Raw genomic sequence first — 21755 nt, forward strand, 5'->3', positions numbered from 1 at the left:
TAACTTCTATTTTACACGAAGCGAGTGTGGGTTTTTTTGTATTTTCTAGATGTCGCACTTAATAATACAATTTGTCATATAATATTAAAAACCAACATGGAAAGCTTGCTTTCAACAAATTGCTCCCCAGCGGGAGCCACTTTTAATCCTTTGCAGCAGGAACATAGACATGAAGATGAGCTGGAAGAACCAATGCCTCGAAAGGAAGGGTTTTGCCTTCTTCTCCGTCAATGTTAACGGCATGCTCACCTTCTGCATAAACAGAAAGAGTTCTTGTTCTGAAGTAGTCAACCTCACTGCTTTCCTTCAAATCACCCGAAATCAATTTCGGTAACATTAATGCTGTTTTAGTAATGGACAGGTCCTTTACAATAAACACATGGAACTTCCCGTCATTTACCGCTGCATCCGGGGCAAGAGATTCAAACCCGCCAACGGAATTGGTTAAGGCAGCAATCAAAAGGAAGGCTTCACCTTTCCACAACCCTTCATCATGCTGAACAGTCAATTGAAGCGGTTCTTTGCGCAGGAATGCCTTTATCCCTTCAAGAAAATAAGCAAGACTTCCGAGCTTTGTTTTTTGCTCTATTGAAACCTGGAAGGTAGCCTCAGCGACATCACCGGCAGCGAGTACGTTAGCAAAATAATCCTTGTTGATTTTGCCAATATCAACTGCACGAACAGACGGTGTGCCGAAAATGTCAATCGCTTTAAAGGGATCGAGGGGAATATCTAGTGCCCTGGCAAAGTCGTTCACTGTACCTAAGGGAACAATCCCAAGCCTCGGGCGGTGGACCTGCCCGGCAAGACCATTGACGACCTCATTGACAGTGCCGTCTCCACCCAGGCAATAGACCGAGTCGAACTTTTCCTCGCAGGCCATTAATGCAAACTCAGCAGCATCACCTGCTTTTCCCGTTTTGCGGACCTCCACCGTATCAAACAGGTTTGTGATCACTTCTTCTGTTTTCCTTATATAATCTTCTGCCTGTTCTTTCCCTGAAGTGGGATTGGCTATAATCATTGCTTTTTTCATGATGTCCTCCAGCTATTATTAAGCTCCCATCATTGGGACCATTACTCTTTACATACCTGTCCGTTCTTTTATCTAAACCATTTAAAAAAACGAAAAACACTTAGCATCTTTAGCTAAGTGTTTAAGGGAAGATTAATTTTGTAAATCACTGATTCCTGGCGCATGTTCATTCGGCATTTCTGGCATTTCCGGAACAGGGTAGCCATCTGGAGGGTTAGTAACTTGAAGTTCTTGACCATTCCTGCTCGGAGTTTGTCCTGAAAAAATTTGTCCTATCAGTGTTTCATCTAGCCTAAAGTTGAACTGAGCATTATGAAAGCCCATATCTACATACTTTTTACATTCAGGATATTTGTTTATATCATAATTTGGGATTGGGAATAATTTGCCCCAATCTACTCCTAATGTTTCCAATGCCTTAGCGAATGCATTTTGATGGGCATTATCACGTACTATCTGTCATATAAAATAGGTTATAAAAATTGACCTTTTCTATATTACCGATTTAATGAGCGACCAAAACAAGTAAGGCAAGAGACCAAAGTAATTTTTCTATTGCATTCTTATTCACATTTCTACCTGCCTGCTTTTTAATGAAGGGAAAATAGCTAAATGGCTTTAAAATAAAAAGTTTTATGCCTGATTCCCTGATGAAGATTTTGAAATTTCTACTCTGTCGGCAGCAGTAAAGGGTTCTTCAAGCCAACCATGTTCTATCATCATATTTAATCCGTCATTATTGTACTTCCCAATGAGAGGAATGAACTTCATTAACTCTGCCGCTAAGTCATGTCTCATCATTTGTGAAAGAGCAGTACCTATGTTAGTAAGAGCAACGGTCCCGGCTAACGACGCATGATACAGCATAAGTTTATCTGAAAAAGGAGAAGAGGTTGAGTCAGTTATATGTTCATCAGTCAACTTAGGAGAGGGTAAGTCCTGTTTTGTTAAATGAATAGCAAAACTCATAATTTGGTTATCAGAAAGTTCTGCTCCTTCCCTGAAGTATTTTTTTAGCTTCTCTGAAGATGCAACCTGACTGAATCCTATCATTAAGGATTTACCTAAAATATTGGTATTGATGTTATAGTGCAGATGCTTAATTTCATTCGCTGTAAGTGGGCGGTCCCTACCTGTAATAATGGAAATAAAGGATTTTTTTTCTACGAAATCAACCTTTTTAGCATAAGGTATCGTTGGAGAACTAATATCCATTCCTTTTGAGAGTAATAAATGTATTCCTCTTTCATATGTTTCCGCGGAATCGTTTAAAGAGCTTCTAAAATAATTCATAATATCTTGACGCGAGGCATTTGAAAAAGCATTTCCGTAAATCATTAGCGAGGCACTCGACATATTCGTAATATAAAACACCATGAACATATCACTGAATAGTCGGGGAGCATCTTTTCGAATATCCTGTTCTCCAAATCCAACAGGAACAGGTATTTTTTCCATCATCAAAATATTTTTAATATCTTCTAGATGTCTTCTGGAAAGTGCTAATGCAAATTCCACAAAATCTTTAACCTCATCATCCTTAACCACTTGAAGATAATGCTCAAACACACAACAAAATAAGGAATCTCCCATAAAATTATTAAACAAGTCAGCTAATTCCGCTGAGGTTAACTGTTTATTTTGCTGATGCTCATCGATCTCTTTATTAATGAAAGAATTTTTATCCATTTTGTTCCTCCATTTTTGTTTTAATAATTATATTATCTATATATTGATGAAAAATATTAGTATTTTTTATGCACAACTTGTATAGTTAGCCTTTTTCTCCATATAACATACCGTCATAAACGGCAATTTTGAATAACAAATAAAGTTAGAACAAACAATCAATACTAAAGAGAAATAGTTTCAATAGGTGAGGGTATAGAAATGGAACTACAAACGATATTTGTTTATTTAGCAAGCTTCATATTTAGTTTCATTGCATATAAAATACCTAAAAAATTGAAACTATATGAAATCTATGTAACCTCTTTGTTTGCTGCACTATTTGGACTACTTGTGGATACCATATTAGCTGTAAAATATAAACTCTATGTACTAGATAAGGCTGGAATACAAATACCGCCCTTAATCGGGCAAGTGATTTTATATTCTACTACCAGCATAATCCTGTTAAATTTTTATCCTTTTGATAAACCGATAAAATGGAAAGCAGGATACATACTGATGATAAGTTTACTTACTGTTTTATTTGAGTTTATTTGTTTTAAATTTCATTTTATCAACTACTATAAGTGGAAAATTTGGTATTCAGCCTTATGCTATCCATTTCTAATTTACATCCTAGTTTTCCATTATGAGTTTTTCAAAAAAATGATGAAACGAAGTTTTTAATCATACAAATCCGGAGAATAAAAGGAGAAAAGTCAACAGACTCTGTTGACTTTTTTTACATTGCACCAGGTAGATTTGCTAGAAAGTAAAAGCTATTTATTAAACCAAATGGTGTGGTCATAGAAGAAGATTTTAACGCTAATGTGTTAAATTATCTCATTAACATTAAAGCACTGCGATACTTAAACTTTAGGAAAAAAATAGTGGAGAAATTGTCACTATAGGAAGGATGGAACCAAAAAAAGTATTTGAAGGGGGAAAGAAAATAAATCAAGATTCTTGTGGGGCAAAACTTATTAAAAGAACATCCTATAATTAAATTATCACTTTTGGAGTGGGTAAATTTAAGTTCAGTTCTTAAACCAAGTTAATACCCCATGTTAAACTGAGGGGGCTAGAGTTCAAAATCCGGCTACGAAATAGCTAGTTTGCCATATTGTCCAAAGGCACAGTTTAATTCAATAAGACACTGACTATCATAACCTGACACTGTTTATTGCTGTCCAAGTCTACGAAATATTAACTTTTTCTTGCCTATCGCCCTGATCATTCATAAGATAATTGTGGCGAAGAAGAAGGTTTCTCCTAAGCTCTTCGCTTACCCTATCTGAATCGTAGGCACAAACAGAGAGAAGTCTTTTTTCACTTACAATTACATCAGCTTCTTTTTCAGAAGCTACTAATTTATTATGAACTTCCTGTTCATTTCCCCATTCTACGTGTGCCCAGCTGCGGACAGAAAATTCTTGTTCTGTATAGTTTTCAATTAACTTGGGAAGAAAATCGAAAATGGAATTACATTGAAAATCTCCTTTGACATAATAAAAGTAATAATTATTGATAAACTTAACCTTATTTAAATCGCTTTCTTTTAACATCGATGTAAGTCTTTTTTTCACCAATGGACTTATTCGGTCATTTTCTATTATTACGGAATATTGATTTTGTTCCAATCCGGACATAACAAAATCAACGACATTATTAATATACTCTTCCACGTTCTCGGAAAAATATAATATATGTCCCTCGCTAAGGTTTTTAAGGTGATTTATTTCTTTATAATGCTTTTGTCCCAAAATAGAACCTCCATTCATATGCAAACAGACTGCTTCATTCTGAAAAACGATAAAAACGTGTTCTCCAGTTATTTTGTGCAGATGAAATGCTAGCGTTCTTATACAGTTCACCATGATTACCCTTGCATTTTTTGCTTCTTGCAAGTATAACACAGATTCTAAAAAATTATGGAAATTTTCATCGAGAGTATTCATTTCCTGAAAGACTTCGACTTCTTTTTTTTGGAGCTGGAATAAATGTTTCGACCTGGTTCGGAAAGCGGTTTTTCCACTAAAAGGATACTCGCTGTTTTTTTATTGTGCTATAGGGTAGTTGTGTTTAAGAAGGATATTTCTTTCAGTACCTGAATAAAGATGATAAAAAACTATATCCTTTCTAAAGTGGTGAGTGAAATAGAACAGAAAATGACCTTCTCTGTAAATAACAAAGTGGAAAAAAGTATAACTGATAGACTACGGAGCGAGGGTTGTATTTTTGCTGAAGAAGAAGCACGTTTACTAATATCAGAGGCTGGCAGTATAGAGGATTTAATGAAAATGGTAGAAAAAAGAGCCAGTGGCTTGCCACTTGAATACGTACTTGGATTTGCAAATTTTTGCGGGGCTCGAATAGAAGTTAAAAAGGGAGTTTTTGTACCCCGTCAACGTACGAAGTTTCTGGTACAGCAGACAGTTGCATTGACCAGAAATAATGAAATTGTGGTTGATTTATGTTGCGGGTCCGGAGCTGTGGGTGCTGTAATAACAACAAACTTTCATAATATTTCATTACATTCCGTTGACATTGACCCAATAGCTGTACAATGTGCCTCATGTAACATATCTAACATTGGTGGCCATGTTTATATAGGTGACCTGTATGAAGCATTGCCCCATTCGTTGAAAGGCCGCGTGAACATTATAGTTGCCAACGCACCTTACGTTCCTACTGATGCAATAAAGTTACTTCCCCAGGAGGCACGTTTATATGAACCAAAACAGACATTGGATGGTGGAAAGGACGGACTAGACCTTCAGCGTAAGGTTGCCGAACAGGCATCACACTGGCTTGCTCCCGGAGGGCATTTATTGGTAGAGACGAGCGAAAGGCAGGCGGCTCAAACCTTTGCAATCTTTGAAAATACCGGACTAGCTACCAAAATTGCCAAAGATGATGAACTGGATGCCACAGTTGTTATTGGAACAAATTATGGCTACTAAATTGGTTAAACGAGATTAGAGGATTTCAATATAAAAATAAAAGTCACTGGGAATAGTATCCCAGTGACTTTCTATTTTTTTGCCATGACTGATGACAGGTACTCATTTTCCCGAAATTTAAAACTCAATCATGTATTAGATTTTTGTACAGATGAAACGATCATCCTATTTTCTCTTTTTATCGTTTTTCTTGTTAAAGAAATGACCGCAAAAAGGAGAGAGATCATGACAATGGCGCCTCCAAACCATGCTGTTTTGGAAACTGTTCCGGTTTGCTCTAAAACGATGCCGCCAAAGGCAGAACCAAGTGAAATGCCGATTTGCAAGGCTGAATTATTAAAGCTTTGCTGAATGTCAGATGAAGCAGGGTCCGTTTCAATCAAGTAACTTTGTTGCGGCGGAGCAAGGCTCCAGCTTAATGCTGCCCAAATCATCATAATTGGTACAAATATAATAAGTGAAAAAGTCGTTAATGGTAATAAGAATAGTGCAGCGGCAAATGCACTGATTACTAAAATGATGCTTTTATGAGACCCAATCGAATCCGAAAGAATTCCTCCGAAAGCTCCGCCACATACCGCAGCAATACCAAATAATAAATAACAAATACTGATCCAATTGGAATTCAGATGAAGTTCCATTTCTAAAAATGGAGTGAAGTACGCATAAAGGGTATAATGTCCTGCAAGCATAAACATGGTTGCAAGATGTGCACTTCCTATTTTTATACTGCCCACTGCCCGTAATTGTTGTGAAAGTGGAACCGTGTTTTCCCCAGGAATTCGTTCCAAAAAGATTGAAATAAGTACAATGGAGCCTATGGATAAAATAGCAATACCTAGGAAAATGACACGCCAGCCGAATGTATTAGAAATAAGAATTCCCAGCGGGACGCCCAATACAAGTGATGAACTAATGCCCATATATATGAGTCCCAAAGCCTTTGCTCGGTGTGCTGGAGAAACGATTTTTGCAGATAAGGTTAAGGACAGTATAACGATAAGTGCTGTACTCATTGCAGTCAAAATTCTGGCAACCATCATAAAGCTAAAACTTGGACTGAAATAGGTCATAATATTGCCGATGAAGAAAACAAACAAGGAAGCAAGATATAATTTTTTCCGCTCCATTTTTGAGGTTAAGACAAGTAACACAGGACCGGCAACAGCATAAATAAGCGCGAACACTGTGATTAGTTGTCCAGCCGAGCTTATTGAGATGTTAAAGTCGTTTGCGATTGTTGGCAGGATTCCACCTACTATTAATTCAACCAGTCCAGCGGCGACAGTTGATAATGCAAGAATAATAATCTTTAAGTTCATAATCTATTTACGTCCTTTCAATGAATAAATATAAATAAAATGTATCTTTGGAAAATAAAAAAATCCTGATTACAAAAAATGATTCAATCATTTTCTGTAATCAGGATTTTATGGTTCCTGGTAGAGACCCTCAAGCCATATTCTTGAGGTTATACAGTTGATATTTAATTTTTTAAAATGCACTTTGAAAAGTATAGTAGTTTTCCTCTATTTTTTCAAGTATCAAATTCTGGTACTTTACTTAATTTTATCACTGAAAAACTCACGATACTGATTCGCAAGTTTATTTTTTACTTCTAAATGTGGCGTTCATTCCGCCTCATCAACATCTAGGTTATGATCTAACTTTATTTTGAAAATAAGAGAAAAGACAGATTTATTTTTCTAAATCCCATGCTTGTGCTAATAACTGTACACCTAAACTGATCTGATCCATTGATAAATTGCTGAATCCTAATTGGAAGATCGGTTCATCAGGGTATTTGCCAGCAAAGTAATGAGAGGTAGGATAGACTTTGACTCCCAGTTCTTGTGCTTGTTGGATTAGATTGGCTTCAATGGAAGGGGACTTTACCTGAATTAATAAATAGAGTCCCGATTGAGAACCCATGATTTCAATCCGATCATCAAAGGTTTTTTGCAGTGTTTGGACGAGATACTGCATTTTCCGTTTATAAATGGCCCGCATTTTTCGTATATGTGAATCCCAATGGCCGAGCTCCATAAAACGGGCAAGGGTCCGCTGATGGAGTCCCGATGCTGTTTGTTCAACATCTTGAAACAGATGCTTATATTGTGATAGCAAAATTGTTGGAAGCACCATATAACTCAATCGTATGGATGGCAAAAATGCTTTCGAGAAGGTGCCAAGATATATGACTCGCGCTTCCTGCTGCAGGGAGGCAAGAGCCGGTATCGGATTTTGCTTATAACGAAACTCACTATCATAATCATCCTCAATGATATAGCCATTCTGTTGTTCCGCCCACTGAAGCAATTGCTGACGCTCCGAGATTGGGAGTGTTACACCAGTAGGAAATTGATGGGATGGAGTGATGTAGACGAGCTTCGAATCAACTTGATTTAACTGATTTAAAGATAAGCCCTTTTCCGTGACTTGAACTGGCTCCAATTTATACCCGTTCATTTTAAAAATAATTCGGGCTCCATCATACCCGGGATTTTCAACCGCAATCGATGTATGGTCACTTTTTAATAAGAGAGATAAATGCATTAAGAGCTGCTGTGTGCTGCTGCCAATGACAATAGAATTCGGACTTGTCCGAATGCCCCTTGATTGAAGTAAATAGTTTGCTATTTTTTCACGAAGAAGTGGATCACCCTGCCTGTCACCATAAGTAAACGATATTTCTTCCTTTAGTCCTTCATTCGAACATTGCCTCCAGGCTTTTAGGGGGAAGGCGTGCTGATCAACTGTTCCTGCTCTAAAGTCAATGACTATGTCATGTCCTTTCTCTCGTTCTTTTATTTCTGTTACGTGTACACTATGTAAATCAAAAGGTGATATAGATTCCACAAAATATCCTTTTTTTTGCTCGCTGCGAATATAACCTTCTGCGAGCAATTGTTCGTAGGCTATTAGAGTCGTATTTCTGCTAACCTGCAAGGTATCCGCAAGCCGGCGGATAGAAGGGAGCTTTGCATCCTTTTTTAAATCTCCTTTTTCAATAAGAGAGCGAATGGACTGATACACCTGCTTATATTTTGGACTGAATTCATTTATAAGAATCAATAACTCTTTCAAATTTTTTCACCTTCTGACATGTTGAAATGATTGAAACTGTTACTTTAATTTATGTCAATAATTGTGAAATAATCAGAACAAAGAATCAAGAGAAATTTTAGGGGAGGGTTAGGTAAAAGATGAAAATAGTTGAAGGCAGTATGACGAATTTAAATGAGATAGGCTCACTTTTCAATCAATATCGCATGTTTTACAGGCAGACTAGTGATTTAGAAGGGGCAAAAGAATTTATCCAGGCAAGGATTGAAAATCAAGAGTCAAAAATTTTTATGGCTTACCACGCGGAAAAGGCAGCCGGATTTGTACAATTATATCCCACCTTCACATCCGTCGGTATGAAGAGGGCATTTATTTTAAATGATTTATTTGTCGATCCAGACTTCCGGAAAAAGGGAGTAGGAAAAGCATTAATGCAGGAAGCCTTCTGTTTCTGTGAAAAAGAAAAGGCGAGATATGTTTCGCTGCAAACTGCCCCTGACAACCAAACAGCAAAAGCATTATATGAAGAAATGGGAATGCGGATTGATAACGAGTATGATAGTTATATAAAATACTTTTGAATCTTTTAAAAAAACGCTGCCGGCGAAGTGCCGAACAGCGTTTTTCTGATTTATTGAGCTTTTTGGTTAGGCGGAGTTTTCCTGTTGAAATCCGCTTCAATTTGAGAGTTTTTAGAGGACTCTCCCATACGCCAGTAGGCGATAAGGCTGATTAAGATACAAATTGCTACATAGAAGAAGAATAGAGACTCGAATCCGATGTTTTTAAGCCATAAAGCGATGAATTCCGCTGTTCCCCCAAAAATGGCAACGGTGAGAGAATAAGGGAAGCCTACACCAAGCGCCCGAATTTCTGTTGGGAACAGTTCCGCTTTAACTATCGCATTGATTGAGGTGTATCCAGTTACAATGATTAGTCCCACCATCATGAGCAGGAATGCGACAAAAGGACTGTTTGTATCTCTCATTAAGAAAAACAGCGGAGCAGTGAGCAATGTACCAAAAATACCAAAGCACAGTAATAGTTTACGCCGTCCAATTTTATCAGACAGAGAACCTGCAAGCGGCTGAAGAACAACGAAAATCAGTAATGCAATAAAGTTAATCCAGCTAACCGATTGTTTATCAAGGCCAACGGTGTTGATCATGTACTTTTGCAAGTAAGTAGTATACGTGTAGAATGCAACTGTTCCACCAAGCGTAAGGCCGATCACTGTCATAACCGCTTTGGGATATTTCATTAAAGCTTTAATGGTTCCGGCATTAACACTATTTTTGTTACTTTTCTCAAATTGCTCTGATTCATCCATCGAACGTCGCAGCCAAAGTACAAGTAATGCACCGAGAGCACCAATTACGAATGGAATGCGCCATCCCCATGAAACCATTTGGTCATCGTTCAGGATTTGCTGGAGTATGATTTGAACACCGAGAGCTACCAGCTGTCCGCCAACAAGCGTTACGTATTGGAAACTGGAATAATATCCTCTGCGTCCGCTGCTGGCAACTTCTGATAAGTAGGTAGCAGAAGTTCCATATTCACCGCCAAGCGATATCCCTTGTATCAAACGGGCAATTACCAGAATGATAGGTGAAAGAACCCCAATACTGCTGTAACCCGGAGTAAACGCAATAACAAGAGACCCTAAAGCCATGATGGCTACCGAAAGGGTGAGTCCTGCTCGGCGTCCATGCCTGTCAGCATAACGTCCCATTATGATACTTCCAATTGGTCGCATTAAGAATCCAATCGCAAAAACTCCCGCGGTGTTAAGCAATTGGAGAGTTGTATTTCCTGCCGGGAAAAATTCTGCTGAAAAGTATACTGCAAAAGCTGAATACACATACCAGTCATACCATTCAATTAGATTTCCCAGTGACCCCTTGAAGATATTGCTTGTGATGCGCCGATTCAGTGCGCGTTGATCTGATTGTTTCAAAACCCATCCCCTCCTAAGTAAATGCATGAAAACCCTTTCTTTTTCTCGTAAAAAAAGATGACGAAAATTATGTAAAAATGCAGTCAAAAGCCTTTAGAGTAAATACTGTGTCCTTAGTTTTAACGCTGTGTACGAAAAGTCCGCTTCGCCGATAACTTATTTCAGCATAATTTCTGCCTCCTAAATAAGTATACGCCTTTTGTCGAAAAATCTGAAATATTTTGATAGATTAACAGATTAATCAACTAAAGTACTAACTTATTTTTAAAATAAAAAAGGGGGTTACAAAAAAATTTAGAATATATTACCTATAATCAATTCCCTGCTTGGTTGCTTGGTAAACTAATATTTTTTAAAAGGGGACGAAAAATGAAAAACCAGATTTATGTAGATTGGAACGGTTGGGAAGAAGCGTTAAATATCTTTATAACAAAGTGAGGTTAAGAGAAGATGGCAAAGTGTCTAATTAGAGATGTAGAGATTCATTATCAAGAATACGGAGAAGGAAAACCGGTGATATGCATTCATGGTTTTGCACCAGATTCAAGAGTAATGATCGGCTGCATGGAACCACTTTTTAAAGACAAAGAGGGATATAGAAGGATTTATCTTGACCTGCCCGGAATGGGGAAAACAAAGGGATCCGGAAATATAAATAATACAGATGATATGCTGGATGTCGTTCTCCAGTTTATTGAAACGATCATTCCGGGAGAATCATTCCTGCTGGCTGGAGAATCCTATGGCGGTTATTTAGCACGGGGAGTTATCACAAAAATGAAAGAAAAAGTGGAAGGGGCAGCTTTCATCTGTCCCGTCATTATTCCCGAAATGGAAAAAAGGTCCCTGCCTGAGCATATGGTCATATATGAAGATAGTGAGTTTATGAAGACCTTAAGCCAAGAAGATCAGGAGGGTTTTCGTTCACTGAGTGTTGTTCTTGATGAGTATGTCTGTACGCGATACAAAAATGAAGTTTTAAGCGGAAGCCAAATCGCTGATGAAGAATTTTTAGAGAAGATTAAGAAGAATTATGGATTTACATTTGACTTAGATGACTTTTTTGAAGGTCCAAGCCTATTTCTTGTAGGAAGGCAGGATGCTGTAACTGGCTATAAAGATGCTTTTAACATCATCGAACGGTATCCTAGGGCTAGTTTTGCAGTACTTGATAAGGCCTCACATAACTTGCAAATTGAGCAGGATACTCTTTTTAACCTCTTAATGGGTGAATGGCTTGACCGCGTTTCCCAAGGTGTACGCTAGCCTAAACCAGCATATCTTCAATTAAATTTTCTCTTTCCTTTTAAAAAAAGAACAGCACATCCAAAAGTTACAGTAGGATTATATACCTATATAATAAGCTTATTCAATACACCAGCATGTTAAGGAAGGCGGAAAAGCAATGTCTGTTTTTGATTACAAAGTAAAAACATCAAGTGGTTTAACCACAAGTTTAGAAAAGTATAAAGGAAAGGTCTTGTTAATTGTGAATACTGCTACCAAGTGTGGTTTTACCCCACAATTAACTGACCTTCAAAAGCTGCAGGAGCTCTATGGGGAAAAGGGCCTGCAAATTCTGGCATTTCCTTCTAATCAGTTTGCGGAGCAGGAGCCTTTACAGGATGGAGAAATTACTGAATTCTGTGCTTTAAATCATGGAGTTAACTTTCCTATTTTTAAAAAAATCGATGTTCGCGATGATGAGGCTCATCCGCTTTTCACCTATTTAACTAGCAAAAAACCATTTGAAGGGTTTAACAGGCACCATCCCACTTCCAAGCTGCTCACGTCTCCCCTTATTGAAAGGTACCCTCATTACTTGGTTGGGGACTCTATTAAATGGAATTTTACTAAGTTTCTTGTCGATAGGGAAGGTAATGTTGTGAACCGTTTCGAATCCACCACAGAGCCATTTGAAATGGAGTCTAGTATTCAAGCAATACTATAATGGCCGTATTAAAAAGAAGGAGCTTATCACAGCGCCTTCTTTTTGCTTTCAATTACTAGTCTTTAATAATTAGTCCCATTAGAGCCGCAAATTGGATGGCTTGGTGGGAAGAAACCTTGCACCCTTTTAAATCTTCCATCAATATGGTAAGCGTTTCAAAGGTAGAAGAACTAATATCGATTCCTTTTAGTGAGGTTTGATCAAAATTTGCAGCGTCCAGGTTGCAGAGTGGGAATTCAACTTGTTTTAGCTTACAGTTGTAGAAATCCGTGCTTTTTAGGGAGGCTTCTTGAAAGCTTACTTTTTCAAGCTTCGAGTCTGCAAAGGTAGTAAGGTTTAATACACAATTGTCAAATTGAACATTTCCAAAACGGGATTCAGTAAAATCCACACCGAGTAATTTACAATTTTTAAAAATCACCCTGTGAATCGACGACTTGCTCAAATTAGCATTGGATAAATCACAATTTTCAAGGATTACATCTGTCATATCAATATTCTTTAAATCTGAATTCGTAAATCTGCTTCGTTCAACGATCATATTCGATAAACGTACTCTGTCAACCACTTCATTTTCAAAAACAGAGTCCTTAACTTTACACATATCTAATTCAGGGTCTTCTTCATAAAAAATTTCCTGGAAGCTTCTTATTGGTAGCTCTCTTGAGATTTTAGGTAAATCAATTTTCATGCCGATGCCTCACTTATCAAACTATTTTTTCAACAAGAGTAATATACCATAAAGGGCAAGGGGCGGTGCAACCCGTAAATTCCAATAATAAATAGAATAATTGAATAAAAATTAGGGGAGGAGTATGCTTAATTTTAATTAGAGAGGGAATTATATAGGAAAAATGACCTTTCTAACTATACCATTTTTAGGTAAATGATTTGTCGTACAATTAAAGCAAGGATGTGTGGTTTGTGTCAGATACAGATATGTCGAAATATGAGAAGAAAATAATTATCCGCAACATACGCGTAGAAGATATTGATGCCATTATGGAATTAGGCAGAGTTTGCTTTCCTAACATGGACCCATGGAAGCGTGAGCAATTGCTCAGTCACATACGAACTTTCCCTGAGGGTCAGTTCTGTGTAGAATATGAGGACAAAATTGTAGGTTCCTGTTCCAGCTTAATCGTTAATTTTGTCGAATATGATGACCAGCACACCTGGGACGATATAACTGCCAATGGGTATATCACCAATCATGACCCTGAAGGATTCAATTTATACGGGATTGAGGTAATGGTGGACCCAGAATACCGACGCATGAAATTAGGGCACCGTCTTTACGAGGCACGCAAGGATCTCGCGGTTCGATTAAATCTTAAAAGCATCCTCATTGGCGGACGGATTCCGAATTACCACAAATATAAAGATGAAATGACGGCTCGTGAGTATGTCTCAGCTGTTGAGAAGCACAGCATTTATGACCCTGTGCTGTCCTTCCAGCTCCTGCAAGGATTTGCCATTAAACGGCTTAATACAAAATACCTCCCAGATGACAAGGCCTCTGAATCAATGGCGACCTTGATGGAGTGGAATAACGTTGATTACCGTCCCAAGTCTAAGCGAATTTATCGTACAGCGCTGCCGGTTAGAATTTGTGCGGTCCAGTACATGATGAAAAAAATTGAGTCCTTTGAGGATTTCTGCCGCCAGGTTGAGTACTATGTAGATGTTGCTGCGGATTTCGGATCGGATTTTGCTGTCTTTCCAGAGATATTTACAACCCAATTGATGTCATTTCTCGAAGAAAAACGGCCGGACCGGGCAGTAAGGCGCTTAGCCACCTTTACCGACCAATACATGGAACTGTTCACGCAGCTAGCCGTAAGATATAACATCAATATAGTTGGAGGGTCTCACTTCGTAGAAGAAAACGGGGATGTGTTTAATGTCGGTTTTCTCTTCCGCAGGGATGGGACCATTGAAAAGCAGTCTAAAATTCATGTGACACCTAACGAGAAAAAGTGGTGGGGAATTTCTGAAGGAAATGAAATACATGTGTTTAACACAGATTCTGGAAAAATAGCCATCCAGCTTTCTTACGATATCGAGTTTCCTGAACTCGCTAGGATTGCCGCAGATAAGGGAGCCAATATCATTTTTGTTCCTTTTAGTGCGGAGGATCGCCAAGCGTATCTTCGGGTACGCTACTGTGCACAGGCACGAGCCATTGAAAACCAAGTATATACCTGCATTGCCGGAACCGTTGGCAACTTAACACATGTAGAAAATATGGACATTCAATATGCTCAATCGGGCATTTTCTCACCTTCTGATTTTGAATTCGCACGAGATGGAATTGTCGGTGAATGTGATGCCAATATAGATACAGTTGTTGTCGGAGACGTTGACCTCGAGCAGCTAAGACGTTCAAGAAATTCCGGTTCAATGAGCCAACTGCGCGATCGGCGACATGATTTGTACAGAGTTGAATGGAAAAACTTAAGTTAATCCCTTTTACTATAAATAAGAGACACCGTGAGAATGACGGTGTCTCTTTTTATGTTTCCATTCACTGGCAGGTTTTTAATTATGATGCCCAGACCAAGATTTTCGAACAGACTGTATCAGTCCATTATGAAGTTCTTCAGACTTTTTATCAAAAATATGATTCAGGTGTCTGCAGAAAGGGTATCTATCGATAGCAAAAGAGTTTCTAATCAAACATTAAAAAGGAGAACAACATGCTATCAGAAAGGACTAGACTTGCCCAACAAAGACAATTCAACAATCAAGCAGTACATCCCTCGTTAATAACAGAGACTCCGATGAAAAAAAACCTTCCGATTAGAAAACGGCAGCTTCGCAGAAGATTGACTTTATTTGGCTTGATTGCTGTCATCACATTTAGTTGGATGCTGTACCAAGAGTTTTCTGTACAATCCATCCTAGAGAAAAAAAAGGCAGAGAGGGATCGTTTGGAACATAAGTTAGCATCTATGAAAAAAGACGGGAGAGGGCTTCGTCTTGAAATTACACGATTAAAGAACCCCAACTACATAGCTCAAATTGCAAGAAGGGACTATTTTTTGTCCAAAAAAGGAGAAATTCTATTTCATCTTGATACCGAAAAGAAGACGAAAATTCCATAATAAAAAGAACGAAACCAAATGGGTAAAGGACAACAAGGGCAGCTAATTAGCTGCCCTTTTAACATCCATATTCGAATTGTTTTTTAGTTTCAGGAGTCTTTGAAGGACTTTACATCATTTAAACAAGAGAAAAGGTAAAAAACCCAAAAATTAATTTTTACAAGTTAAGGTTATCTTAAGATTCCTCCAATAAACCGGGAAACAGTTAAGGTTAACATTTAATTGGGGGAATTAATTTGAAAAAGAATTATACAAAAATCGTACTGGATATGATGATGGCAGTCACATTTGTTTTGCTTATGGAACCAAGGGTATTAAACGGTCTGCCGTTTCATGAAATTGCTGGACTGGTAATAGGAGTCGCTATTCTAACACACATAGGATTAAACTTCCGCTGGGTAATCAATACAGCCAAAAAGATCATGGATCCTAACCTTCCTAAAAAAACTCGATTTAATTTTTCGTTAAATTTACTGCTTTTAGGTTCAATGGCAAGTGTTATTATAACGGGCATTTTAATTTCAAGGGTCGTTTTACCAAGTCTCGCCATTCAAGGCGGTCACTCAATTCGCGGTATCCATGGTTTCTCCGCAGATGCCACACTCGGGTTAGTGGGTCTTCATATTGCAGCACATTGGCAATGGATTTTGAGTATTTGCAAAAAAGCGTTTAAAACGAAGGAAGGAAAACTTAGGAACGGTGTTATTGCCTCAGTTGTCCTGTCACTCGCTATTTTGGGGGGCGGTATTCAATGGTTTGCCTCATCTTCTTCCACTAACATGGCTGATTTCATGCCTAAGCAAATGCAGCAAAGCGGGCAGGCTAATAATATTGCAACCACAGGAAATACAGGGAATTCAACGAATGCACAACAAGGACCTCCAAATGGAGATATGCGTGATGGTAAATTTCACGGCAAAGACGGGCATGGGGGCAGCAGTAATCCATTTCTTGTAGTCCTGAACTATTTTGCCATATGGGCCGCAATTATAATCCCTGCTTTTTTCCTGGAAAAACGTCTTTTAAAGAAAAAGCGAAAATCTAAAGGAGTACAACTAAAAGTAACATATAACTTATAGAGTAAAAACTAATCGTGAAAGTTTGAAAGGAGAAAGAGAAAATTGTACAAGTATACCATCTATGTAACCCATCAGGGTAAAATCTATCAAACCAACGTAATAGCTGACAAAAACCAAACTGAAGATGAAATTTATCTTATGCCAAAGACCAGGTTTTGAAACAATGGCAAAATTAATCTAAGATTCACTTAAAAATTAAATTACCTTTGCAAAAAACTGGATGTTATGACTTCGCAGTGAGGAACGAGGATGCTTGTCAGTTTTCCGCGGAAAGGGAGCGGATCCTAGAAGTTAACAACAAGAACGTTCAAAGAAAATAAAAAATTTTTAGGGGTGATGCTTTCATTAAAGCATCGCCTTTTTAACTTTGTCATAATTCCACTACTGTTAAATAAAATGGATGGGAGAGTTTTATCTCGTCTTATTTCATTTGACCTTTCAATTGGTTCTCATTCGTAGAAAACCATTGTTACTTCTCACTGAAGGGGGATTGTATGGCTACAATTAGTTTGGAACCTTATTTACATGTGCGTACTGTAAAAAGTCCAGAATATTGTCCGGTTAGTAACAAGCTGAGCTTTATTGCCGACTATACTGGTTTACCACAGGTATGGGAACTCGACCGAGGGGATGATTGGCCCGCCCAATTATCTTTTACAAAGGATAAAATCAACATGGCTAAATATATCAGCGGTACCTCTAACCTCATTATCGGGAAGGATGCAGGAGGAAATGAAAAGCAGCAATTATATTTACTAAAGGGAGACAGTACGCTAATCGATTTAACGAAGTCACCAGAACATGTTCATCTTTACGGCGGGAGCTCACCGGATGGAAAGTGGATTGCCTGGTCCAGCAATCGCCAGAATCCAGCATATTTAGATATCTATATCCAAAATCTCGAGACGAAGGAAATTCATCTTGTGTACAGTGATCATGGGATGCTTTCAGTAGTTAGATGGTCTCCCGACGGAAAGTCCCTGTTGATTCAAAAAACAAATACAGCTCTGGATAATAATTTAGGTATGCTGGATCTTTCAACAGGAGTTCTGAATTGGATCACCGAACATGCTGGTGAAGCAAGTTTTAAAAGTGCCCATTTTAATAAGGATGGAGATCATATTTATTTATTATCCAATAAAGACAGAGAATTCTTTGGGCTTGGTCTTATTAACTTACAGACTAAACATTTCGTTTGGCTGGAACGCGGAGAGTGGGATTTTGAAGGGCTGGAAATGAATAAGGATAAAACTAAGCTGGGTTTTACGATCAATGAGGGAGGAGTTTCCAAGGGGGTAATCTTAGACTTAAAGACAAGTTACCTTTATACCTGGAAGACACCATTAGGGGTCATATCCGAACTGAAATTTTCACTTGATAATCAAACACTAGCCTATGTATTTAATGGGCCAGCTTTTCCACCTGATATATGGGAACTTGATCTTGAAACTATTCAGGCAGAGAGGCTTACTTATGTATCCCGTTCTCCAGCTTTAAAGGAGAAATTGATTGAGCCGGAACGAATCACCTTTCCTTCTTTCGACAAACTCCCTATTCCTGCTTTTTACTATCAGCCAAAAAACCCCACAAAGAAACTGCCTGTTGTCCTTTATATTCACGGTGGACCTGAGAGCCAAAGCCGTGCTATTTATCACCCATTCCTGCAATACTTATTAAACATAGGTTATGCAGTTTGTACTCCAAACTTTCGGGGCAGTACAGGTTACGGAAAAACGTACTCCCATCTTGATGATGGCCGAAAAAGAATGGACGCTGTAAAGGATTTGGTTTATTTAGTTGAATGGCTAAAGGTGAATCGGAATATCGATTTCGAAAAAGTTTCGATTATAGGAGGCAGCTATGGAGGGTTTATGGTTCTTGCTGCCATTTCCCATTATCCAAAGTATTGGTCAGCCGCCATTGATATTGTTGGCATTTCGAGCATTAGAACATTCCTCAAAACAACAAGTCCTTGGCGTCAGAAACACAGGGAAGCTGAATATGGCACAATAGAAAGAGACGGAGAATTTTTTGATAGAATTGATCCATTGAATAATACAGATAAAATCACTTCTCCACTATTGGTTCTCCATGGGGAAAACGACCCGCGCGTTCCTATAAAAGAAGCTGAGCAACTGGTCAATAAATTAAGGAAACGAAATCACCCGGTTGAATTTATTCGCTTCGAGGACGAGGGCCATAATTTCGAAAAGCTTAATAATAAGGTTACAGCCAACACAGAAATGGTACTATTCCTCAAAAAGTATATAGGTAAGTGACTCGTTATGATGTCCTTTCACACAGAAAAGCAATCATATCAAAGGGGACTTTCAGAATGGAAAGTCCTATTTTTTGTTTACTTAGCAAGTTCGTTTATTAGAGCATTTGTCATATGGCGTAAGTACACTATTAGGTAATAGGGGTTCACTCTTGGTGGCGACGCTGATAGGTAGAGCATGAGGGTTAATAGTTAAGAGGTTATTGCGGCCGCATCTATTGTTCTTTTATTGAGGAGGTTATAAAAAAAAGCTTGGGTGGGAAAACCGGGCCCAATTGGAAGTTTTACAGCCCGGTCCAAACAGGTTTTATAAAGTTCCTTTTAGTGGTTTAACTATTTAGACCGTTATTCTCAGTTTCCTCAACAGGCTCAAAATGAGTTTTAAAAACAGTATGCTTATTTCCTTGTTTATTTAGGACAATGTAGGTGGTATCCAATTCTCTCTCGACCTCGTATTCCTCACCAACGTTGAATTCGAATTCAATATCTTCATTATTCTTGCAAATGACTTTTTTCATGCTGCACCCCCAAAAAACAAAATGCCTTCTCACTATATTTCGCTTAAAGGGAGATATTTATGTTCTGACTTTTAAATTCTGTTGAATGGTTATTTGCTTTTGGAGAGAAAGAATTCATTAAGGAGTTGATTTTCCTTTTATATAAATGTGGGTTCGGTATTTTTTGCGTGCAAAATATAATTTAGCTGCAAAAATTGCCATTTGTTTTAGTTGGGGGAATGGGGAATTAGCACGAACAGGACAGCATGGTTGAAGATTACCAAACAAGAAGGAAAGATAAGCATAACAATTGAATATATGTAAGGATTAGTTTTCAAAGCATCTCAATATCAGGAGGTTATTAGGTATGTCGAGAGACTTATGGTTGAACCTTCCAGTTCAAGAACCAGAACGGGCAAAGGCGTTTTATACGCAGCTGCCCGGTTTTCGGTTGAATGAGAAGTATGCGAGCCAAGACGGTTCATTAAGTTTTATTGTCGGCGACAATCAGGTTGTTTTGATGCTATTCCCGGTATCATCGTTCCGCGGTTTTGCTGGTAATGCGGTTGCGGATTCTTGGCAGGGTACTGAAGTGTTATTCTCTCTGGGTGCGAACTCCAGAGAAGAAGTTGATGAGCTTGCCATGAAAGTGGAACGTGCCGGGGGCACTGTATTCAGCAAGCCGGGCGAAAAGGGTGGCTGGATGTATGGCTGCGGTTTTGCCGATCCGGACGGTCATCGGTGGAACGCGTTGTATATGGATATAAGCAAAATGCCGCGGGGATAAAATCGATTCACCATTTCTTAACTAATGTGCTTGAGTTGAACAAGGGGTTGCTGCCGCACCCCTTGTTTCTTTTTCCACTAACAAGTCAGTTTCGGTTCTAAAGGATGTTAATTAAACCTTCCTTCAGTATCGACATTGTTAAAATTAGTAGGACCAGTTTCTTTAACCCCATCAGATTTTTTAGCATCCTTGTCAGAATTAGGATCGTATTCTACATCCCTATCCATATTTCTCACTGCTTTTTTTAAAAACTCTTGTTTACTCATGGGCTGCACCTTCCTAGTTCTCTTTTTTCTTATTTTAACCCATTATCCATAAATGATTTGTTGCAAAATTTTACACCGCATCGATATTTTTAAACTAAAGGAGACAAAGGAATTTTCTTATTTCAAAGGAATAAGAGTAAAACGGAAATCCCTTTTTTGAGAGGCTCGATCTAATGGTTTCCAAGATTTTTAAGTTATTTTCTATTTTGAGTGCATCAATATTGTGGATTTATAACATTTCTAGTGGGAATGTTTATTGGGCGGGTTTGATGGATTTAGGTAAAGAGAAAAAATGATAAAATACTTAATTTTTCCGCGAAAATATTGTTCATTAACGAGCGTAAGAGGTGAATAAGGAAATGAGCTATTAAAATACACAAGAAAGATAAAATTTTTCTTATTAAAATAAAGAAGCAGGTTGAAGAGCGCTATGCTACCTAGCTATAAAGCCTTTAGCCAAAAACGATCAGATAAAATGTCCTTTTTATTAACAACAAGGGATTTTAAGCATCCAAGGAGAATATGAATTAAAATTATTGAATTGGATGTGGGATATTATGTTGAAGGCTTGTTGGAGGAATATACTCTACATAATTAATCATAAAATGAATGTTCTTGTTGAATGCTGGCAAGAAGGTTTATACATTCAAGGGATTATCCACGATTTATCAAAGTTTTCTCCTAAAGAATTTTTCCCTTACGCTAAGAAATTTTTTTCAGGTAAACAACAAAGTGAAGATGATGAATTAAGATGGAAGTATGCCTGGCTTCATCATCAACATAAAAATAAACACCATTGGGAATATTGGGTTATTGATCCAAATAATAAGAAAGCCTTACCAATGCCAAGAAAATATTTACTTGAAATGGTTTGTGATTGGCGTTCTTTTTCAAGAAAGTGGGGAAAGAAGGGCAAACCTTCAACGCTGGACCTGAGTGATAAGATTATCTTACATCCTGATACGAAAAAGGAACTTGAGATTATCTTAGAGAAGAAAAGACTAGAAGATAAGATTAGCTGACATCCTTTATTAAATAGAGAGAGTCATGCTTTTTAGTATTTTAAGCTAATGGTGGCAAGAACAACTGAACCT

21 protein-coding genes, 1 pseudogene and 1 riboswitch are annotated in these 21755 nt (G+C 38.0%); of the genes and pseudogenes, 12 read left to right on the forward strand and 10 right to left on the reverse strand.

Features of this window, described 5'->3' with window-relative positions; genetic code table 11:
- Positions 1 to 142: 142 nt before the first annotated feature.
- The 3 genes and pseudogenes from AC3WR0_RS15305 to AC3WR0_RS15315 all read right to left on the reverse strand — a co-directional run bounded on the left by AC3WR0_RS15305 (position 143) and on the right by AC3WR0_RS15315 (position 2725).
- Positions 143 to 1036: a diacylglycerol/lipid kinase family protein gene (locus tag AC3WR0_RS15305; RefSeq protein WP_492553122.1), complete on the reverse strand. Its 894-nt coding sequence runs from the start codon at positions 1034 to 1036 to the stop codon at positions 143 to 145.
- Between the two features lie 132 nt (positions 1037 to 1168).
- Positions 1169 to 1492: pseudogene (locus AC3WR0_RS15310) on the reverse strand (manganese catalase family protein); the annotation flags it as partial.
- A 177-nt stretch (positions 1493 to 1669) separates the two neighbouring features.
- Positions 1670 to 2725, reverse strand: a complete 1056-nt coding sequence (locus tag AC3WR0_RS15315) for a DUF3231 family protein (RefSeq protein WP_492553123.1) — start codon at positions 2723 to 2725, stop codon at positions 1670 to 1672.
- A 201-nt stretch (positions 2726 to 2926) separates the two neighbouring features.
- On the opposite strand from AC3WR0_RS15315, the gene AC3WR0_RS15320 reads away from it, so the two are divergent.
- Complete coding sequence (locus AC3WR0_RS15320; RefSeq protein WP_492553124.1) at positions 2927 to 3394, forward strand: CBO0543 family protein; 468 nt, start codon at positions 2927 to 2929, stop codon at positions 3392 to 3394.
- Positions 3395 to 3903: 509 nt separating this feature from the next.
- On the opposite strand, the gene AC3WR0_RS15325 is transcribed toward AC3WR0_RS15320, so the two are convergent.
- Complete coding sequence (locus AC3WR0_RS15325) at positions 3904 to 4470, reverse strand: MEDS domain-containing protein (protein WP_492553125.1); 567 nt, start codon at positions 4468 to 4470, stop codon at positions 3904 to 3906.
- Positions 4471 to 4875: 405 nt separating this feature from the next.
- Here AC3WR0_RS15325 and AC3WR0_RS15330 point away from each other — a divergent pair, with 405 nt between their 5' ends.
- The gene (locus AC3WR0_RS15330) at positions 4876 to 5670 is read left to right on the forward strand and encodes a putative protein N(5)-glutamine methyltransferase (RefSeq protein WP_492553216.1); all 795 of its coding nucleotides are present in this window, start codon (positions 4876 to 4878) and stop codon (positions 5668 to 5670) included.
- 128 nt (positions 5671 to 5798) lie between these two features.
- Here AC3WR0_RS15330 and AC3WR0_RS15335 read toward each other — a convergent pair whose 3' ends face one another.
- Positions 5799 to 6992, reverse strand: coding sequence for an MFS transporter (locus AC3WR0_RS15335; RefSeq protein ID WP_492553126.1), 1194 nt, complete (start codon positions 6990 to 6992; stop codon positions 5799 to 5801).
- A gap of 77 nt (positions 6993 to 7069) precedes the next feature.
- Positions 7070 to 7169, reverse strand: a riboswitch (purine riboswitch).
- 199 nt (positions 7170 to 7368) lie between these two features.
- Complete coding sequence (gene pdxR / locus AC3WR0_RS15340; protein WP_492553127.1) at positions 7369 to 8757, reverse strand: MocR-like pyridoxine biosynthesis transcription factor PdxR; 1389 nt, start codon at positions 8755 to 8757, stop codon at positions 7369 to 7371.
- A gap of 119 nt (positions 8758 to 8876) precedes the next feature.
- Between pdxR and AC3WR0_RS15345 the strand changes: the two genes are divergently transcribed.
- Positions 8877 to 9317: a GNAT family N-acetyltransferase gene (locus tag AC3WR0_RS15345; protein WP_492553128.1), complete on the forward strand. Its 441-nt coding sequence runs from the start codon at positions 8877 to 8879 to the stop codon at positions 9315 to 9317.
- Positions 9318 to 9367: 50 nt separating this feature from the next.
- On the opposite strand, the gene AC3WR0_RS15350 is transcribed toward AC3WR0_RS15345, so the two are convergent.
- Complete coding sequence (locus tag AC3WR0_RS15350) at positions 9368 to 10723, reverse strand: MFS transporter (protein ID WP_492553129.1); 1356 nt, start codon at positions 10721 to 10723, stop codon at positions 9368 to 9370.
- 423 nt (positions 10724 to 11146) lie between these two features.
- Between AC3WR0_RS15350 and AC3WR0_RS15355 the strand changes: the two genes are divergently transcribed.
- Positions 11147 to 11962 (forward strand): alpha/beta fold hydrolase, encoded by an 816-nt coding sequence (locus AC3WR0_RS15355; RefSeq protein WP_492553130.1) that lies wholly within the window; start codon positions 11147 to 11149, stop codon positions 11960 to 11962.
- Between the two features lie 139 nt (positions 11963 to 12101).
- Positions 12102 to 12647 carry a glutathione peroxidase gene (locus AC3WR0_RS15360; protein WP_492553131.1) on the forward strand — a complete coding sequence of 182 codons (546 nt, stop codon included), beginning with the start codon at positions 12102 to 12104 and terminating at the stop codon, positions 12645 to 12647.
- A 55-nt stretch (positions 12648 to 12702) separates the two neighbouring features.
- Here the strand turns inward: AC3WR0_RS15360 and AC3WR0_RS15365 are convergent, their stop codons facing one another.
- Entirely contained in the window at positions 12703 to 13338 is a 636-nt protein-coding gene (locus AC3WR0_RS15365; protein WP_492553132.1) for a pentapeptide repeat-containing protein, read from the reverse strand.
- A gap of 233 nt (positions 13339 to 13571) precedes the next feature.
- Here AC3WR0_RS15365 and AC3WR0_RS15370 point away from each other — a divergent pair, with 233 nt between their 5' ends.
- From AC3WR0_RS15370 to AC3WR0_RS15390, 5 genes are all read left to right on the forward strand, one after another.
- Complete coding sequence (locus AC3WR0_RS15370) at positions 13572 to 15113, forward strand: GNAT family N-acetyltransferase (protein WP_492553133.1); 1542 nt, start codon at positions 13572 to 13574, stop codon at positions 15111 to 15113.
- A gap of 233 nt (positions 15114 to 15346) precedes the next feature.
- Positions 15347 to 15754, forward strand: coding sequence for an FtsB family cell division protein (locus tag AC3WR0_RS15375; RefSeq protein WP_492553134.1), 408 nt, complete (start codon positions 15347 to 15349; stop codon positions 15752 to 15754).
- A 236-nt stretch (positions 15755 to 15990) separates the two neighbouring features.
- On the forward strand, positions 15991 to 16833 hold the full coding sequence (locus tag AC3WR0_RS15380) for a DUF4405 domain-containing protein (protein WP_492553135.1): 843 nt from the start codon (positions 15991 to 15993) through the stop codon (positions 16831 to 16833).
- 42 nt (positions 16834 to 16875) lie between these two features.
- Positions 16876 to 16992 carry a BA3454 family stress response protein gene (locus tag AC3WR0_RS15385; RefSeq protein ID WP_492553136.1) on the forward strand — a complete coding sequence of 39 codons (117 nt, stop codon included), beginning with the start codon at positions 16876 to 16878 and terminating at the stop codon, positions 16990 to 16992.
- 335 nt (positions 16993 to 17327) lie between these two features.
- Entirely contained in the window at positions 17328 to 19112 is a 1785-nt protein-coding gene (locus AC3WR0_RS15390) for a S9 family peptidase (protein WP_492553137.1), read from the forward strand.
- Between the two features lie 328 nt (positions 19113 to 19440).
- Here AC3WR0_RS15390 and AC3WR0_RS15395 read toward each other — a convergent pair whose 3' ends face one another.
- Entirely contained in the window at positions 19441 to 19629 is a 189-nt protein-coding gene (locus AC3WR0_RS15395) for a hypothetical protein (protein ID WP_027321461.1), read from the reverse strand.
- A gap of 346 nt (positions 19630 to 19975) precedes the next feature.
- Here AC3WR0_RS15395 and AC3WR0_RS15400 point away from each other — a divergent pair, with 346 nt between their 5' ends.
- On the forward strand, positions 19976 to 20395 hold the full coding sequence (locus AC3WR0_RS15400; protein ID WP_027321462.1) for a VOC family protein: 420 nt from the start codon (positions 19976 to 19978) through the stop codon (positions 20393 to 20395).
- 107 nt (positions 20396 to 20502) lie between these two features.
- Here the strand turns inward: AC3WR0_RS15400 and AC3WR0_RS15405 are convergent, their stop codons facing one another.
- A complete protein-coding gene (locus tag AC3WR0_RS15405; protein ID WP_492553138.1) occupies positions 20503 to 20661 on the reverse strand; it encodes a hypothetical protein in 159 nt (52 codons plus the stop codon).
- A 557-nt stretch (positions 20662 to 21218) separates the two neighbouring features.
- Between AC3WR0_RS15405 and AC3WR0_RS15410 the strand changes: the two genes are divergently transcribed.
- Complete coding sequence (locus AC3WR0_RS15410) at positions 21219 to 21683, forward strand: DUF5662 family protein (RefSeq protein WP_492553139.1); 465 nt, start codon at positions 21219 to 21221, stop codon at positions 21681 to 21683.
- The last annotated feature ends 72 nt before the right edge of the window (positions 21684 to 21755 follow it).

It is taken from the genome of Neobacillus sp. FW104-15D2 (genome assembly GCF_058790155.1).

What these genes read in the sequence shown, in the direction of transcription:
- AC3WR0_RS15390 (WP_492553137.1), top strand. Translation starts at nt 17,328, where the DNA reads ATGGCTACAATTAGTTTGGAACCTTATTTACATGTGCGTACTGTAAAA.
- AC3WR0_RS15400 (WP_027321462.1), top strand. Translation starts at nt 19,976, where the DNA reads ATGTCGAGAGACTTATGGTTGAACCTTCCAGTTCAAGAACCAGAACGG.
- AC3WR0_RS15375 (WP_492553134.1), top strand. Translation starts at nt 15,347, where the DNA reads ATGCTATCAGAAAGGACTAGACTTGCCCAACAAAGACAATTCAACAAT.
- AC3WR0_RS15350 (WP_492553129.1), bottom strand. Translation starts at nt 10,723, where the DNA reads ATGCATTTACTTAGGAGGGGATGGGTTTTGAAACAATCAGATCAACGC.
- AC3WR0_RS15355 (WP_492553130.1), top strand. Translation starts at nt 11,147, where the DNA reads ATGGCAAAGTGTCTAATTAGAGATGTAGAGATTCATTATCAAGAATAC.
- AC3WR0_RS15365 (WP_492553132.1), bottom strand. Translation starts at nt 13,338, where the DNA reads ATGAAAATTGATTTACCTAAAATCTCAAGAGAGCTACCAATAAGAAGC.
- AC3WR0_RS15410 (WP_492553139.1), top strand. Translation starts at nt 21,219, where the DNA reads ATGTTGAAGGCTTGTTGGAGGAATATACTCTACATAATTAATCATAAA.
- AC3WR0_RS15360 (WP_492553131.1), top strand. Translation starts at nt 12,102, where the DNA reads ATGTCTGTTTTTGATTACAAAGTAAAAACATCAAGTGGTTTAACCACA.
- AC3WR0_RS15315 (WP_492553123.1), bottom strand. Translation starts at nt 2,725, where the DNA reads ATGGATAAAAATTCTTTCATTAATAAAGAGATCGATGAGCATCAGCAA.
- AC3WR0_RS15305 (WP_492553122.1), bottom strand. Translation starts at nt 1,036, where the DNA reads ATGAAAAAAGCAATGATTATAGCCAATCCCACTTCAGGGAAAGAACAG.
- AC3WR0_RS15330 (WP_492553216.1), top strand. Translation starts at nt 4,876, where the DNA reads ATGACCTTCTCTGTAAATAACAAAGTGGAAAAAAGTATAACTGATAGA.
- AC3WR0_RS15345 (WP_492553128.1), top strand. Translation starts at nt 8,877, where the DNA reads ATGAAAATAGTTGAAGGCAGTATGACGAATTTAAATGAGATAGGCTCA.
- AC3WR0_RS15395 (WP_027321461.1), bottom strand. Translation starts at nt 19,629, where the DNA reads ATGAAAAAAGTCATTTGCAAGAATAATGAAGATATTGAATTCGAATTC.
- AC3WR0_RS15320 (WP_492553124.1), top strand. Translation starts at nt 2,927, where the DNA reads ATGGAACTACAAACGATATTTGTTTATTTAGCAAGCTTCATATTTAGT.
- AC3WR0_RS15335 (WP_492553126.1), bottom strand. Translation starts at nt 6,992, where the DNA reads ATGAACTTAAAGATTATTATTCTTGCATTATCAACTGTCGCCGCTGGA.
- AC3WR0_RS15405 (WP_492553138.1), bottom strand. Translation starts at nt 20,661, where the DNA reads ATGAGTAAACAAGAGTTTTTAAAAAAAGCAGTGAGAAATATGGATAGG.